General features: G+C 56.3%; 10 protein-coding genes and 3 tRNA genes. 5 read left to right on the top strand and 8 right to left on the bottom strand.

What is annotated here, in order from left to right:
* The first annotated feature begins 223 nt into the window (after positions 1 to 223).
* A complete protein-coding gene (dxs, locus tag CGLUCO_RS07205) occupies positions 224 to 2,233 on the top strand; it encodes a 1-deoxy-D-xylulose-5-phosphate synthase (protein ID WP_084036299.1) in 2,010 nt (669 codons plus the stop codon).
* Positions 2,234 to 2,431: 198 nt separating this feature from the next.
* Here dxs and CGLUCO_RS07200 read toward each other — a convergent pair whose 3' ends face one another.
* From CGLUCO_RS07200 to CGLUCO_RS07175, 6 genes are all read right to left on the bottom strand, one after another.
* Complete coding sequence (locus CGLUCO_RS07200) at positions 2,432 to 3,616, bottom strand: acetylornithine transaminase (protein ID WP_198481410.1); 1,185 nt, start codon at positions 3,614 to 3,616, stop codon at positions 2,432 to 2,434.
* A gap of 243 nt (positions 3,617 to 3,859) precedes the next feature.
* Entirely contained in the window at positions 3,860 to 4,759 is a 900-nt protein-coding gene (gene argB / locus CGLUCO_RS07195; RefSeq protein ID WP_005389842.1) for an acetylglutamate kinase, read from the bottom strand.
* A gap of 322 nt (positions 4,760 to 5,081) precedes the next feature.
* Positions 5,082 to 6,272 carry a bifunctional glutamate N-acetyltransferase/amino-acid acetyltransferase ArgJ gene (gene argJ, locus CGLUCO_RS07190; protein WP_070739523.1) on the bottom strand — a complete coding sequence of 397 codons (1,191 nt, stop codon included), beginning with the start codon at positions 6,270 to 6,272 and terminating at the stop codon, positions 5,082 to 5,084.
* Positions 6,273 to 6,406: 134 nt separating this feature from the next.
* Positions 6,407 to 7,453 carry an N-acetyl-gamma-glutamyl-phosphate reductase gene (gene argC, locus CGLUCO_RS07185; protein ID WP_005389846.1) on the bottom strand — a complete coding sequence of 349 codons (1,047 nt, stop codon included), beginning with the start codon at positions 7,451 to 7,453 and terminating at the stop codon, positions 6,407 to 6,409.
* Between the two features lie 651 nt (positions 7,454 to 8,104).
* A complete protein-coding gene (locus CGLUCO_RS07180; protein ID WP_005389847.1) occupies positions 8,105 to 9,265 on the bottom strand; it encodes an HRDC domain-containing protein in 1,161 nt (386 codons plus the stop codon).
* A gap of 139 nt (positions 9,266 to 9,404) precedes the next feature.
* Positions 9,405 to 10,070, bottom strand: a complete 666-nt coding sequence (locus CGLUCO_RS07175; protein WP_005389849.1) for a DUF3000 domain-containing protein — start codon at positions 10,068 to 10,070, stop codon at positions 9,405 to 9,407.
* 103 nt (positions 10,071 to 10,173) lie between these two features.
* Here CGLUCO_RS07175 and hemQ point away from each other — a divergent pair, with 103 nt between their 5' ends.
* Positions 10,174 to 10,881, top strand: a complete 708-nt coding sequence (gene hemQ / locus CGLUCO_RS07170; RefSeq protein ID WP_005389850.1) for a hydrogen peroxide-dependent heme synthase — start codon at positions 10,174 to 10,176, stop codon at positions 10,879 to 10,881.
* Between the two features lie 165 nt (positions 10,882 to 11,046).
* Here hemQ and msrB read toward each other — a convergent pair whose 3' ends face one another.
* Entirely contained in the window at positions 11,047 to 11,460 is a 414-nt protein-coding gene (gene msrB, locus CGLUCO_RS07165) for a peptide-methionine (R)-S-oxide reductase MsrB (RefSeq protein WP_005389852.1), read from the bottom strand.
* 133 nt (positions 11,461 to 11,593) lie between these two features.
* A complete protein-coding gene (locus tag CGLUCO_RS07160; protein ID WP_196793930.1) occupies positions 11,594 to 12,853 on the bottom strand; it encodes a glycosyltransferase family 87 protein in 1,260 nt (419 codons plus the stop codon).
* A 420-nt stretch (positions 12,854 to 13,273) separates the two neighbouring features.
* Between CGLUCO_RS07160 and CGLUCO_RS07155 the strand changes: the two genes are divergently transcribed.
* The 3 genes from CGLUCO_RS07155 (at position 13,274) to CGLUCO_RS07145 (ending at position 14,402) form a co-directional block, all read left to right on the top strand.
* Positions 13,274 to 13,345: transfer RNA gene (locus CGLUCO_RS07155), tRNA-Val, on the top strand.
* Positions 13,346 to 14,233: 888 nt separating this feature from the next.
* Positions 14,234 to 14,306, top strand: a tRNA-Gly gene (locus CGLUCO_RS07150).
* Positions 14,307 to 14,330: 24 nt separating this feature from the next.
* Positions 14,331 to 14,402: transfer RNA gene (locus CGLUCO_RS07145), tRNA-Val, on the top strand.
* Positions 14,403 to 14,409: the final 7 nt, after the last annotated feature.

The following is a 14,409-nucleotide window of genomic DNA, read 5'->3' as shown; positions in this document are numbered from 1 at the left end:
GGTTTACCCCCGGTTTCCCAATAATTTACCTTTGCCGGTGTCCAGTTTCGGGCACAGGTACACTCTGGAGTAATAAGCGGTGCGCGCGTTTGAGCACAACTCGGAACCTAGCGCCTCCGCTTCCTACGGTTATTAGGGCAGTACACGAGCATCCTCTGCCCCAAAACACCGCGAGGTCGTACATATCCGTATAACTTGTGAAAAGTGAGGCATCGAAAAACTCATGAGCCTTCTTCAAAGGATCGTTTCCCCCAGCGACGTTCGAGCTCTTCCCCTAGAAAGACTCGAAGATCTGGCAAGCGAGATTCGCGACTTCCTGGTTGAGAAGGTCTCCGCTACCGGAGGACACTTGGGCCCTAATCTTGGCGTAGTAGAACTGACCATCGCCTTGCACAGGGTTTTCGAGTCTCCGAAGGATCCTCTTATCTTCGATACGTCTCACCAGTCTTACGTGCATAAGATCCTTACCGGTCGCGCAGACAAGTTCGATACGTTACGGCAGAAGGGTGGGCTCTCTGGCTATACAGATCGGGGAGAGTCAGAACACGACTGGACAGAATCCTCCCACGCTTCTGCTGCCTTGAGCTATGCCGACGGTTTGGCCAAGGCGTTCGCGCTCACGGATCAGATCGACCGTAAAGTTGTGGCGGTTGTCGGCGATGGCGCACTGACCGGAGGCATGTGCTGGGAGGCACTCAATAACATCGCTGAGGACAAGACCCGCAACATCGTCATCGTCGTCAACGACAATGGTCGCAGCTACTCACCCACGATTGGTGGCTTTGCGAATAGTCTCGCTGATCTGCGGACTCAGCCCTTCTACGACAAAGTAATGGAGCAAGGCAAGACCACTCTGAAGTCCATGGGCTGGGTCGGCAAGCGAACTTTTGAGGTCATGCACGCCCTCAAGGAGGGCGTTAAATACCACGTCATTCCCACGGAAATGTTCCCTGAATTGAATATGAAGTACGTCGGACCTGTGGATGGACACAACATCCAGGCTCTTGAGCACGCCTTCAAATATGCCAAGGAATATACCGGTCCGATCATTATCCACTGCGTGACGGAGAAAGGGCGTGGCTACGCACCTGCAGAGAACAAAACGTCCGATTTGATGCACTCCACCGGCGCAATTAACCCGGAGACAGGCGTGCCGCTTGCCGAGTCGCAACGTTCGTGGACAGATGTCTTCACAGAGGAATTACTCAAGGCGGGTGCCCGGCGCGATGACATAGTTGCTATCACGGCCGCTATGGCCGGACCAACAGGTTTAGCAAAGTTCGGGGAAAAGTTTCCCCAGCGGCTTTTCGACGTTGGGATTGCTGAGCAGCACGCTACGACATCAGCTGCCGGCTTGGCGCTCGGCGGGCTACACCCGGTGGTCGCGCTGTATTCAACGTTCCTCAACCGCGCATTCGACCAGATGCTCATGGACGTAGGACTGCTCAAACTCCCCGTGACTTTTGTCCTCGATCGCTCCGGGATTACCGGCTCCGATGGGGCTTCTCACAACGGTGTGTGGGACATGTCGATCGCCGGTATTGTGCCGGGTATGCGTCTGGCTGCCCCGCGCGATGACGAGCGCTTGAAGAAGCAGTTCAATGAAGCTATCGAGTATGAAGATGGGCCGACCATCGTGCGGTTTCCCAAGGGTGCGCTCGTTCCCGTCATCGACGCTGTTGAGACCCTCGAAGGTGGCATTGAGTTCATCTACACGTCCGGTTTGCACGTAGCAGATGACAACGATGCCGAGGATAGCGAGAGGCAGCACAGGGTTCTCATTATTTCGATCGGTGCCCTTGCCGACTCGTGTGTGGAGGCTGCTCAGGCTTTGGAGCAGGAGGGGCTTTCTGTTGATGTCATCGACCCGGGGTGGGCGATTCCGGTAAATCCACTTATCCCGGAGCTTGCCGAGCAGTACGATACCGTTGTGACTGTAGAGGATGGCGTCATCCATGGTGGTGTCGGCTCGATGATCGATACGGTGTGTGATCAGTGCGGGGTGGATACCCCAGTACGGATCATTGCGGTTCCCCAAAAATTCCTTCGCCATGCGTCGCGTTCGCAGGTTCTGGAGGAATTGGGGCTCGATGCCCCCGGCATTGCCGAATCCATCCGTACGTGGTGCGCTCCCAATGAAGAGAACAAGGACACGCGAGCCAGCGACGCGGAAGATAGCAATGCCTCGAGTGTTTCCTACCTTCGCACGTCCAGAAGCCACGGGGGAAGATAGGATAGGCACAGGTGACAGGCACACTGCAGCGGGAAGACCGCAGCGTGGTGCCTCCGCTCATGGTGTTCAGCGCCGGAACGCGTTGGCTTCGGGTAAGCAGCTAAGTTCACAAACCTCCTCGGTTCAGGAGTTGTTCTGCTCAGCTGCCGCTTCGAGGGGGAGATGCGAGGAAGCCGGCACTGACACCTGTCGCGTGATTTAGGGAATTTCTTGCAATACCGAGTGAAGGACCACGGTGGCCTTCGAAATTTCCTCGTCGCTGATTGTTAATGGCGGCACCAGACGAATCACAGTGGCACTTGGAGCATTCACAAATAATCCCTGTTCCAAGGCCTGTGCAGAAACATCCTTTGCGATGTCTGCATCGAGAACAAGGCCCACCATGAGCCCTCTGCCACGAACCTCGGCTACGTGGGGTAACGACTGAGTCAACCGTGCAAGCAGGGCCCCTTTCCGGGATATCTCAGAAAGAAGCTGGTCGTCGATCACATCGAGGACCGCATTGGCGGCAGCGGCAACGATCGGGTTCCCACCGAACGTTGACCCGTGATCCCCAGGTCCAAGCAAGGTTGCCGCCGTGCCGTGTGCAATGACTGCTCCCATGGGTAAACCGCCGCCAAGTGCTTTCGCCATTGTCACGATGTCGGGGACGATGTCAGAATGGCTGAAGGCGAAGAATTCACCCGTGCGCCCGACACCGGTTTGGACTTCATCGATGATGAGCAGCACACCGTGGGCATCACAAAGCTCACGGACCCCGGAGAGGAACCCATCTGGAGCAGGAATGACACCGACCTCGCCCTGGATCGGTTCGAGGATGATGGCAGCGACCGAATCGTCGACAAGCGAAGACAACGAGTCCAGGTCACCGTATGGGAAGAACTCAACCCCAGGTGGAAGCGGGGTAAAGGGAGCTTGCTTTTTCGGCTGCCCCGTAAGCGCGAGCGAACCCATGGTGCGGCCGTGGAAGCCTCCACTGGCTGCGAGTATCCGTGGCCGACCGGTGCGCCGGGCGATTTTGAAAGCCGCCTCGTTTGCCTCCGCGCCGGAATTACAGAAAAAGACTCGCGCATCCTTTATCGGGAAACGCTGAACCAGGCGTTCCGCGAGGTGTACGGCGGGCTCTGTGATTGCCAAGTTGGAGGTATGACCGATCGTGTGAGCTTGCTTTTCTATGGCTGCGATGATGTGCGGGTGCGCGTAGCCGAGCGCATTGACCGCGATTCCCGACACCATATCCAGAACCTCCTTTCCGGAGGTTGTCACGAGCCACGAACCATGGCCAGAGACAATCTCGAGGGCAGGTGTGCCGTAGTTATCCATCATGACGGATTCCCACCGTGTGGTGAGCTCTCCGGGGGTTGGTTGGTCGTGCTGAGACATGCTGCCTTGTCCTTCCTTAGGTGTCATCCGTGCCACCGTTTCCTTCCTGTTGAACTGTGTCGTTCCTATTGATGTGTGTCGTTGTTAGTTCGCTCTTCTGTGTGGTCTCACTCACCGCGTGGTCTCACTCACCCGCGTGGTCTCACTCACCGCGTGCTGTCACATTGTTGTGCGGACTCAAACGTTTGCGTGCGTGAGCACAAGCCCGAGCTGGGATTGCTGCGTCCTGTTGTGTTCTTAGGATCACATTTCTGCAGATTCCTGTGTTACCGGGGTGACCATCGTTCCGATACCGGAAGTGGATAAAAACTCGAGGAGCACAGCATGGGCAACGCGACCATCAACAACGTGCGCGGCAGATACTCCAGAGCTGACGGCATTGAGACAAGCCTCCATCTTGGGGATCATCCCGGCGTCGAGAGAAGGCAGCAACCTGCTCAATGCGTCAGTGTCGATTGAGCTGATGAGACTTGACTCATCGGGGTAGTCTGCGAGCAACCCAGGTACATCGGTGAGCATGACAAGACGTTCAGCGTGGAGGGCAGTCGCCAGGGCACCGGCAGCAGAATCGGCGTTGATGTTGTAGACCTGCCCATCCTTATCTGGGGCGATAGTGGAGACGACAGGTATTCGTCCGTTGTCTATGAGGTCAGTGATGGCCTCAGTACGCACGGAGGTGATATCCCCAACAAGTCCCACATCGGTTGGCTTTCCGTCTACGGTGACGAGTCGTTTGGTGGCTGTGAACAGCCCGCCGTCCTCTCCTGTTGTGCCGATTGCATAAGGACCGTAGGAGTTGATGAGGCCTACGAGTTCTCTGCCAACCTTGCCAAAGAGGACCATCCGCACGACATCGAGAGTGTCGTGAGTGGTGATGCGGAACCCGCCGCGGAACTCTCCCTCAATGCCGAGCTTTTGAAGCATCGCATTTATTTGAGGTCCACCGCCGTGGACGACGACAGGGTGGGCACCGATGCTTCGGAGGAAGACCATGTCCGCAGCGAAGGCCTTTTTCAGGTCCTCGTTGACCATCGCGTTCCCACCGTACTTGACGACGATTGTTTTTCCTTTGAAATGCTGCATCCACGGGAGGGCCTCAGCCAAAACCTGGGCTCTCACATGGGGATTCACATTAGCGAGCATTGGTATCTTTCCTCGTTAGGATATTTTCTTTAGCGTCCGAATGTCTGCACGTATTGGCTCAATAATTCGGCGCATCTGGGGCACAGCCTCTTCAGCACGTTCAGTGAGTGTTGGCTGGTGTTACGTGTTCATGTCTGTTGTCGAGTCGCACCCATTCCTGCTCTCGCATACCTTCCTTGTCTTATCTGCAAGACGGAGTGGGTGGTCTCTCCGGGTGTTGTGTCTGGTGCCTGCGCCAAGATGTCATCCCCTGTGCAGAGGTTTCTCCATGGGGAGGAAGGAGGATGCAAAGAGTGGTTATGTGGGCGAGAGCAGGAATGTTCTAGGTGTGGTAAGCCGAGTTGATTTCCACGTATTGGTGGGAAAGATCGGTGGTTCGCACCGTTGCTGTCCCTGTCTTCCCAGTGCCCAGATCGATGGATACAGCGATATCCGGGCCGGACAGGTCGACATCCTTCGCATCAGCCGTTGGAGTCGAGTGCGTGCACACTGCGTGGCCGTTGAAAACGACACTCAGATTGTCCGGGTCCATTGCTGCATCTGCCATGCCCACGGCAGCGAGAGTTCGTCCCCAATTTGGGTCAGATCCGAACATCGCGCACTTGAATAGGTTGTCGCGTCCCACCACTCGAGCAGCGACGAGAGCTTCTGCATCGTTGGCTGCTCCCGTGACAGTGATGCTCACCCTCTTTGTCACCCCCTCTGCATCGGCTTGCAACTGGCAGGCGATATCCTCGCAGGCCTTAAGCACGGCAGCATTGATTTCCGCCTGGGTGGGGCGGTAGCCGCTGGATCCATTGGCGAGCAGAATGACGGTGTCGTTGGTGGATGTAGTTCCGTCGATATCGAGGGTGTTGAAGGTTTGTGCCGAGCCATTCCGTAATGCCTCGCGGGCCATATCCGGCGTGATCTCCGCATCCGTGGCCAGAATGCAGAGCATGGTCGCGAGTGATGGAGCCATCATCCCTACACCTTTGCCAATTCCACCGACGACAAAATTGGGTTCGGAGACAAAAGTAGTCTTTGCTACCGTGTCTGTGGTCATAATCGCCTCAGCAGCATTCATCCCAGCGTCTGCGGATGCGTCCAGTGCGTGAACGACTGTGGGGATCCCTGCGGCCAGCGTATCCATCGGTAACTGCTCACCAATGATTCCTGTCGAGCACACGGCGATGTCTTCGGAAGAAATAGACAACGCGTCGGCGGTCAGATCCGCCTGTGCCTGGGCGTTTTCGAGGCCCGTTGAACCAGTACAAGCGTTAGCATTGCCGGAGTTGATGATGACAGCGCGAATAGTGCCGTTGGATACGTTCTGTTTGGTGAGTGTGACGGGGGCGGCGCACACTTTATTGCGGGTGAACACTGCGGCTGCTATGTAAGAGGGGCCGTTGTTCACGATGAGCGCGAGGTCCTTCTTGCCGGATTTCTTCAAACCGGCTGAGACGCCTGCGGCAGTAAAACCAGGAACGGAAGTGATAGAGGCGGGATGGGTGGAATCTGATTGTGTAGTCATGGTCGTGGGACTTTCTCTGAAAAGTGTGTGTGAGAGTAGAACTAGTGTGGCTGCGTGGTGGCTATCTCCGGGCGGTGATCATTGCTGTTTATCACCAGAAATGGGGGATGCCCATTTCATTCGGTTCCTTACGCTTACGGAGCCGCCGCCGGTGCAGTGAGGCCGGCAGATTCTGGCCATCCGAGAGCGAGGTTCATGGATTGAATCGCGTTGCCCGCAGTGCCTTTGGCAAGGTTATCAATAGCGGAAGTGATAACTACCTTCTGTGCGTGGCGATCGACGGCTACCTGCACGTGACAGTAATTAGAGCCAAGGACGTTTTGAGTTGCCGGCTGCTGATTGGGAGGCAAAACGATGACGAACTGCTCGTTGCCGTACCACTGGACATACAGGTCCCTGAGCTCATCTGTTGTCATGTCTGGCTGTGCCAGCGGTGCTACAACCGTGCTGAGGATTCCGCGCGTCATCGGGGCGAGAACCGGAGTAAAAGACACGTTGACAGGTTCATCCGTGACGTGAGACAGGTTTTGTTCGATTTCTGGCGTATGACGATGGATGCCACCGACGTTGTATGCCCGTGCAGTATTCATTGTCTCGGCTCCGAGGTTGGCCACGGATGCTTTCTTACCGGCACCGGATACACCGGAGAAGCTGACAATGGTGAGCTCCGGCTTGATGATGTTTTTGGCTAGCGCCGGCACTGCCGCCAGGGTGGCACCCGTCGGGAAGCATCCCGGTACTGCGATGGCGGTGGTATTTCGGAGCTGTTCCCGCTGGCCGGGCAGCTCGGGTAGACCGTAGGTAAATGTTCCAGCGTGCGTCGATCCGTAGAACTTTTCCCACTGCATCGGGTCTTCGAGCCTAAAATCGGCGGACAGGTCAATGACGAGACAATCATCCTCCATCTGACGCGCGATCTCACCGGAGTGACCGTGGGGGAGTGCGAGGAACGCGACATCGCACTGGCGAAGGAGTTCGACGGTCAGAGGCTCGATTTCGCGATCTGCGAGTGGAGAAAGGTGGGGCAGGAGGGTTCCAACCTTTTCGCCCGCCGTTGAATTCCCCATGAGCGGGCCAATTATTATGTTTCCTGAATTGTATGCGGGGTGACTGAGGAGAAGTCGTAGCACTTCAGATCCTGCATAACCGGTTGCACCGGCGATTCCTATCGTAACTGCCATGATTGAACCTTAATAAAAAATGCAACGAAATGCAAAATATGCATCAATCATGGATTTTTGCCTACAGTGTTTTTCATTCTCCATCAGCAGTTTTCCACCATTGAACAGTTCGCGAGATACGCGGTGGTGAGTAGGGGCTGCGCGGCGAAGAGAACCTGAGCGGTACGGGTAGGTACCTGGGGTTGGGGAGGAGACTACGCATGGGGCACCGGAACGAGTAGTGCGCGTTGTCCTCGAGAGGCCCTCATAACCTACCCACGGTCGGAGTTGGGGACGACGAACGCTCTACAGAGGTGGACGCAGCGGGGGCACGCCAGGGTAAAGAACACAAACGTTAGGCACTCCAACGCGGGGACGTGCACGCCTCAGTACGTAGCCGACCACCTGGACAGAGCCAGAGACAGGACAGAGCCGAAGACAACTGCATGATTAGGGGGACGTGGCGCGGCGGGGTGTCAGTCAGGCGAGAATTAAGCGCGCCGGGGCGGTGGACGACGAGGAGATGGACGACGGGGGATGCGGCGTCGCACTGGACCGGATGGGGACGGGGAGGAGAGCTGAAACGATAACGTGTGTATGAAGAAGAACCGAGGGGGAGCATGACGGGGTGCGCAGGTCTCGGAACCCAGGTCGTGCGGATAGCTGACGCCGTTACGGCAGGAAATCTTCTATGATCTCGCCCACCTGGTCAATCTGCCAGTCGCGGGCACCACGATCGCGGAGGATTTCTGCCACAGGGGTCGAGTCTCCGTCAAAGACACGCTGCCAAACCGCATCTCGAACAAGGGCGGGGGAGACGAGGACGATAGGGTCCATCTGCAGATCTTGTGCGTGGTCTGCGATTGCTGCGGTCACATTGTGGAGAGCGTCCCACGCCTCAGGGGAGAGCCTTTTCCATGCGCTTTTTGCCGGAGTCCCATCCTCATGGGGAAGCGTTGTCCACTTCTCCCTCGGCAACGCAAGAGACCGACGGATAACATCGGCCCACATCGAGGGGTCGGAGCGGTGATGAAGAATGGTGTCAACGTCTTCCGCAGTTGTTGGGTATTTCTCGGCAAGGAGGCTGAGAAGCTTGTTGCTCAGTACCCGTCCGGGGGCAATCCCTTTACGGTATGCGATGAGCTCTCGCTTGTTAAACAGCGCGCGGGCGGCCTGTACCTGCGGGCCATGCATGCGACGGATCCCTTTGACATCGAGCCATGTCTTTTCGTGGTGGTGAGGCGGGCAGTCGATGATGTGTTGGAACTCGGCCTCAGCCCATGCAAGCTTTCCCTCGCGTTCGAGGAGTGCAGTGAGAGTGTCGGCCAGCTCAATGAGCAGTTCGACATCGAGGGCAGCATAAATGAGCCACGAGCGCGGAATGGGTCGTTTCGACCAGTTTTCAGCTGCGTGGCCTTTTTTGAGGTCGATACCGAGGATTCGGTTTGTCATCGCAGCGAGGTTGACCTTGTCAAAACCCAGGAAGCGACCGGCGACCTCGGTGTCGAATAGCGTAGGCGCGGTCATTCCTACGTCAGCTAAGCACGGGATGTCGCTGACGGCGGCGTGCAAGACCCACGGGCATGCGTTGACTGCTGGAGCGAGGACAGGGGGAAGATCATCGCGGAGTGCTTCGGCATCAATGAGAAACGTACCGATGCCCTCCTGTCGGAGTTGGATCAGGTAGGCACGATCGTCGTAGGTGTACCCAGAGGCTCGTTCGGTGTCGATAGCGATAGGAGCACCTGGAGAGAGTGTGGCTGCACAGTCAGCTAACTGAGAGGGATTGTCAACCAGTGGAGTTTTGCCGTCTCGTGGAGCTGTGAGAAGCATTGGTTACGTTCTACTCTTTCTAGCTATGACTACTGTCGCAGCAGGTTTCCTTTCCGACTCCATCAGTCGAAATTTTCGTGCAGCACCACAAAATTGACGCAGTTTAGTGGCGCGTGCGGAAATGATGCGTGCGTACGCCTTAGGAGCCAATGTTCGTTACGCCAACAGGTGGCAGCCCAGCGACGGCTGCGAGTACGTGCGCAAAACCTTCGACATGGGCGGCAAGATTGGCATCGGCTGCGGTCCAGGATGCTCGCAACTCCACTTGGTAGGCTCGTGGAGGACCACCGATCTCCCCGTAGCGGACGGAGGCGGTAGATGTGACTGTCCCACCCAGATTCGTGTACGTTGCGGAGGTTTTCCCCAATCCCTCTTTCAACCATTCCCATGCGACTTCTGGCAGAAGCGGGTCGCCTGCGACGGAACTATCTAAATCGGCCTGGATATAGGCAACGAGTCGCATGGGGGAATCCCATGCTTCTTCGGAACGGGGGTCGTAGAGAAGGATAAGCCGACCAAATGCGTCACCTTCAGAGTCGAGCGCGCTTACTTCCTCGTCTTCCGACTCGCGGTCAACCTCAAGCCCGATTGCGTGACTGAACTTGGCGATCTTTTGCGGGGGGCGAATCGTCCCCAAGACGATTTCTTTGCGCAGTTGTGCTGCATGCATGGATTCTACTGCGGCGGTGAACTCCTGTGGAGTCTCCGCTTCCTGGGCGCGAGCGTGGGAAAGCTCGTGCACGGCTCCGCTTGGCCGCTGTGAAGATAGCTGTTGGTCAGTCACGTTGTTCACGGTAACGCACATACCCCCGATAACTGTAGGAGCCACGCCGGTATTCCTAGTGGGGGACGCAAACAAGTATGATGTCCTAAGTGAAACTAAAGGTTGATGTAGAAAGGCATCAGTAATGGGTAAATTCAGTCATCCTGATTTCGCGGCTCTCAATGACGTTAAGCAGTATTCGCAGTTCCTCGTCTTCGATGTCATCCCCGGAGTTCTTCCCGATGACCGTTCCGAGGTCATCGAACAGCTCAAAAGCTTCCTCGCAGGGGTGAAGGACAAGGGCATTACCGTACGCGGTGTCTATAACGTCTCCGGAGTTCGTGCCGAAGGCGATTACATGATTTGGTGGCATGGCGAAAATCTGGAGGACCTCCAGGACGCCTACAATGCCTTCCGTCGCACGACCCTTATCGGTGCTGCCAGTGAGATCAACTGGATCGGAACGAGCATTCACCGCCCGGCGGAATTCAACAAGTCCCACCTTCCTGCCTTCATTATGGGGATGGAACCGGAGCGCTGGATCACCGTCTATCCGTTCGTTCGCTCGTACGATTGGTATCTTCTCGATCCTTCCGAACGTCGCAAGATTCTTGCTGATCACGGTCAGGCTGGGCGCAAGTTCGGAAATGTTCTGGCGAATACCATGAGCGCTTTTGCACTGGGGGACTACGAATGGATCCTGGCGTTCGAGGCTCCCGATATGGAGACTATTAACGAGCTCATGCACGCCATGCGGTACACCAAGGCACGTGAGCACGTGCGGGTGGAGATCCCGTTCTACTCCGGTCGCCGCGTAGATGACGTAGCCGAGATCATTAACGTTCTCCCCTAAGCACGTGCGGGAGTGGCTCCCAGGCGATTTCCCCGCTGGCACGCGCTTCGCACATGCGTGACCGTGCACGGGGCTATCGCGAAGGGCCCTGATAAATGAACATAAAGAGCCGTAGTGGGCAGGCAGCTCACTACGGCTCTTTCGGTATCGGTAAAAGTGGGTTGGCTACGCCTCAGTCTCGGTGGGCTCCAGAGTGAGGCACACGGAGTTTATGCAGTACCGCAGATCAGTCGGGGTGTCGTAGCCCTCGCCTTCAAAAACGTGCCCTAGGTGAGATTTACACCGTGCACAGAGTACTTCTACACGACGCATCCCGTGGGATAGATCCTCGCGCTCGATGATCCGGTCGCCAGCCAGCGGGGAGAAAAACGATGGCCAACCACAGTGCGAGTGAAACTTCTCCTGAGACCGGAAGAGCTCCGCACCGCACGCTTTGCAGGAATACACGCCCTCCGTTTCAGTGTCAGTGTATTCGCCCGAAAATGGTGGCTCTGTACCCCGTAGCCTAAGTACAGCAAATGATTGCGGATCGAGGCGTTCGCGCCACTGTTTCTCGGTGAAGTCTTCGAAATTCGTCATGCGTCAAGCCTACCGGGTTGGGGAGGCAGTGAGGCTGCGCTCGAGCCGTCGATTACGCGACCAGGTCCCGGTTATGAGCTGACGATAATTCGTGGGAAATGGCAGCGACAAGACACCTGCACGTCGTGTACACCTACACTGCGTGTGCTTCACTGCCCGCAGACGAGTTGGTAGTGGGGAGCGCCGGCCGGAATGATGCGGAATGCGCTCGAGCCACCGCGCCGACGGCGATGACAATGATCAGGATCGCCCAGCCAGTAGTGGGGAGGAAGTACTGTGCCCACATTCCCTCGGGCGGGAAGGTCGCGGACTTCCAACTGTCTGGGGTGAAGGTGCAGTAGGCGGCCAGCCACGCGAAGGGGTTACGGGCGAGGGAGCCGTTCTGAATCACAGCGATGAAGAAGGGGAAGAGGAACATCGAATAGTACATCTGGCCGAGCGAAGAGAGGAAGAAAACTCCCGCGAGGAGAAGCGTCGAGGAGGTGACGACCCACCACGTCCGATCTGAGTAGCGGAATTTCAGCGCTGCGAAGAATCCCACAGCAACAATGATGGCGAAGGTTATCCAAAGGGTTGCGGTAAGCCAGCCGGGAGCTCCGGACCACAGTGCCATCCCGCGCAAGGATGAGTTGGAGAAGTCACGGATTTGTGTGATGTACGGCATGGTTCGGGTGATGTAGTCGGTTGCTCCAGGAACCAACGGCCAGGCGATAAGGTTCATTGCAACGGGAACGCCAATTCCAACGGCCACAGTTTTCCAGTTGAGTTTGATCAAAGGCAAAACTAAAAGCGGGAGGAAAATCGGCTTGAATACGATAGCGAACCCGATCACGATACCCGCAAGCCACTGCCGCTCCTGCAAAAGGAAAAAGTAGAACAGTACAAGAAGGAGCAGCAGGATACCGTTGATGTTGGAGAAAATCAGGGTGTTCCTTACAGATTCCGTCAGCAAGGCTACAGCCGTAAACATGGGGAATAGGAAGCTCGTCGGTTTCTTCCTCAGAAGTGTGAGGAAAATCGCGATCGCCGCGACGACTGAGCCGGCGTTGAGGAGAATGAATCCCAACCGAGCGATGACGAGGCGGGCAAGGGAAAACGGGTACAACAGGATAGTTGCACCTGGTGACCACAGGTAGTGCGGATCGACGTACATGTAGTTTTCGTTATACACGGGGATTCCCTCGCGCATCCGGGCGATGGCCTCATAAACGGTGGTGAAGTCGTCTGTAATCGCTCCATCAATGGACAGGAGTGCGATCCTATGGATGAGGAGCATGACAACGAGTGGCCAGAAAACCCAATTCAACACGGCGTTCCAACCGGGGGTACCGTTCTTGGGTGCTGGCACGTCGGCCACCCATGTGTTTCGGAGCGATTCTGCGAGACTAGACACGCACTAACCCTAACTAATTTGGTTAGTAGGACACCACATCTGGTCCCAGCGTGTTGCTTGCGTCGGTCCTTGCGCGTCTCTAGGTTGTGGCTTTATTCAGGTCTCGAGGGGGCTATGGTTTCACGCTTGTCGACGCCCCTCAGCGCCCCGTTTCCGCGGGCTTTCGAGTTGTTCTCCTGCACCCGGTCGACAGGTCCGCGTTTGGTCTGCTTCTTGGAACGTAAACGTCGCTTTACTCACCCGCGCAGGAAGGAACTCAGTTGTCCGGGGGAATATCACAGAAGCAGTGAGAAGATAGGCGCGCGGTAGTGATGGGGCCAGTGCGAATCCTGTTCATCTGATCCTGTACTCCGCTTCGCAAAGCCATGTGACCAGGCGATTAGTGAGAGTCGGGGGAACCGTGTAACCTAGTCTCTCGTTGGTCCCATGGCTCAGTGGAAGAGCGTTCCGTTCACACCGGAAAGGTCGCTGGTTCGATCCCAGCTGGGACCACTGACAGCCCGCCTAGTGCGGGCTCTTTCATTGTCGGGGGCAGGGAGCGATATCGCCTCCTCTGGGATCAGTGGATCAAAGCGTAAGAGTCGGGCAAAGAGGGCAACAGTAGGTGCATTTTACGTTTGGGGCTTGTGTCGTAGCTTGACGTGCACGTTCTACGGGCTCTAAACGTGCTCATTTGTGTGGATTCAATCGGTACTTAGGGGTCGGGGATATGGTGTCGGTACTGTGCGTCTAGTGCGCTCTCTTTATGGTCGTGGGCTGTGTGATTCGCCTCGACGATCGGTGCCCAACCTAGATCTCCGGAGGCCGCGATGATTGTGGTTGCGGTGACGTTCCCAACGCGATGGCAATCCGTATCGAAGTGTGCGGGAGTAGCCGTATGTGCGGGGTGCTCATCGGATTCAAATCACGCTCTGCAGCCACCTGGGGCTGTGTATCCACGATTTTGTGGATGATGGGACAACTCTGGACGTGTGATGAGAGGGCAGGGGTGGGGAAGAGGAGGCTTGGAAGTAGTGGGAGAGAAGAGAAGAAAAGGGGAGGAAAGAGAAGAAATGTGAGGAAAGAAGAGAGTCGAGGGAAAGGCGGGCGCGCGCGCAGTGGTGGTGCTGGTCCCTATTATCGTTGCCTCACTTCTTTAGGGGAACGGGGAGAGGCCAAGGGGAAAGAGCATCTGGAAAAACAAGGAGGAGAGCCCATGTGGCGGATCAGGGAATTCGCGACGGTTCCAATCGGTCAGCCTCAAGGCCTCCTAATGCCAATCGTGTGATTCAAAAGCGTTTTTCAAAACAGCTTGTTACCAGGGGATTTGTAACATCTTTGAGTTAACGCTATTGTTTTGGGAGCAAGCAACGCACAGCACAAAGCGCAGTTGGTTGTTACGCGGATGTAGCGCAGTTGGTAGCGCATCACCTTGCCAAGGTGAGGGTCGCGAGTTCGAATCTCGTCATCCGCTCGGTGAAACTAGTTTTCACTTTTAGCGCGATTAGCTCAGCGGGAGAGCGCTTCCCTGACACGGAAGAGGTCACTGGTTCAATCCCAGTATCGTGCACTGAGAG

Source organism: Corynebacterium glucuronolyticum DSM 44120 (genome assembly GCF_030440595.1).
In the GTDB taxonomy this organism is placed as follows: domain Bacteria; phylum Actinomycetota; class Actinomycetes; order Mycobacteriales; family Mycobacteriaceae; genus Corynebacterium; species Corynebacterium glucuronolyticum.
This window is presented reverse-complemented; position numbering and strand designations above follow the sequence as displayed.

Excerpts from the sequence above, each read along its gene's own strand:
- dxs (WP_084036299.1), top strand. The coding sequence starts at position 224 with ATGAGCCTTCTTCAAAGGATCGTTTCCCCCAGCGACGTTCGAGCTCTT.
- CGLUCO_RS07200 (WP_198481410.1), bottom strand. The coding sequence starts at position 3,616 with ATGTCTCAGCACGACCAACCAACCCCCGGAGAGCTCACCACACGGTGG.
- argB (WP_005389842.1), bottom strand. The coding sequence starts at position 4,759 with ATGCTCGCTAATGTGAATCCCCATGTGAGAGCCCAGGTTTTGGCTGAG.
- argJ (WP_070739523.1), bottom strand. The coding sequence starts at position 6,272 with ATGACTACACAATCAGATTCCACCCATCCCGCCTCTATCACTTCCGTT.
- argC (WP_005389846.1), bottom strand. The coding sequence starts at position 7,453 with ATGGCAGTTACGATAGGAATCGCCGGTGCAACCGGTTATGCAGGATCT.
- CGLUCO_RS07180 (WP_005389847.1), bottom strand. The coding sequence starts at position 9,265 with ATGCTTCTCACAGCTCCACGAGACGGCAAAACTCCACTGGTTGACAAT.
- CGLUCO_RS07175 (WP_005389849.1), bottom strand. The coding sequence starts at position 10,070 with ATGTGCGTTACCGTGAACAACGTGACTGACCAACAGCTATCTTCACAG.
- hemQ (WP_005389850.1), top strand. The coding sequence starts at position 10,174 with ATGGGTAAATTCAGTCATCCTGATTTCGCGGCTCTCAATGACGTTAAG.
- msrB (WP_005389852.1), bottom strand. The coding sequence starts at position 11,460 with ATGACGAATTTCGAAGACTTCACCGAGAAACAGTGGCGCGAACGCCTC.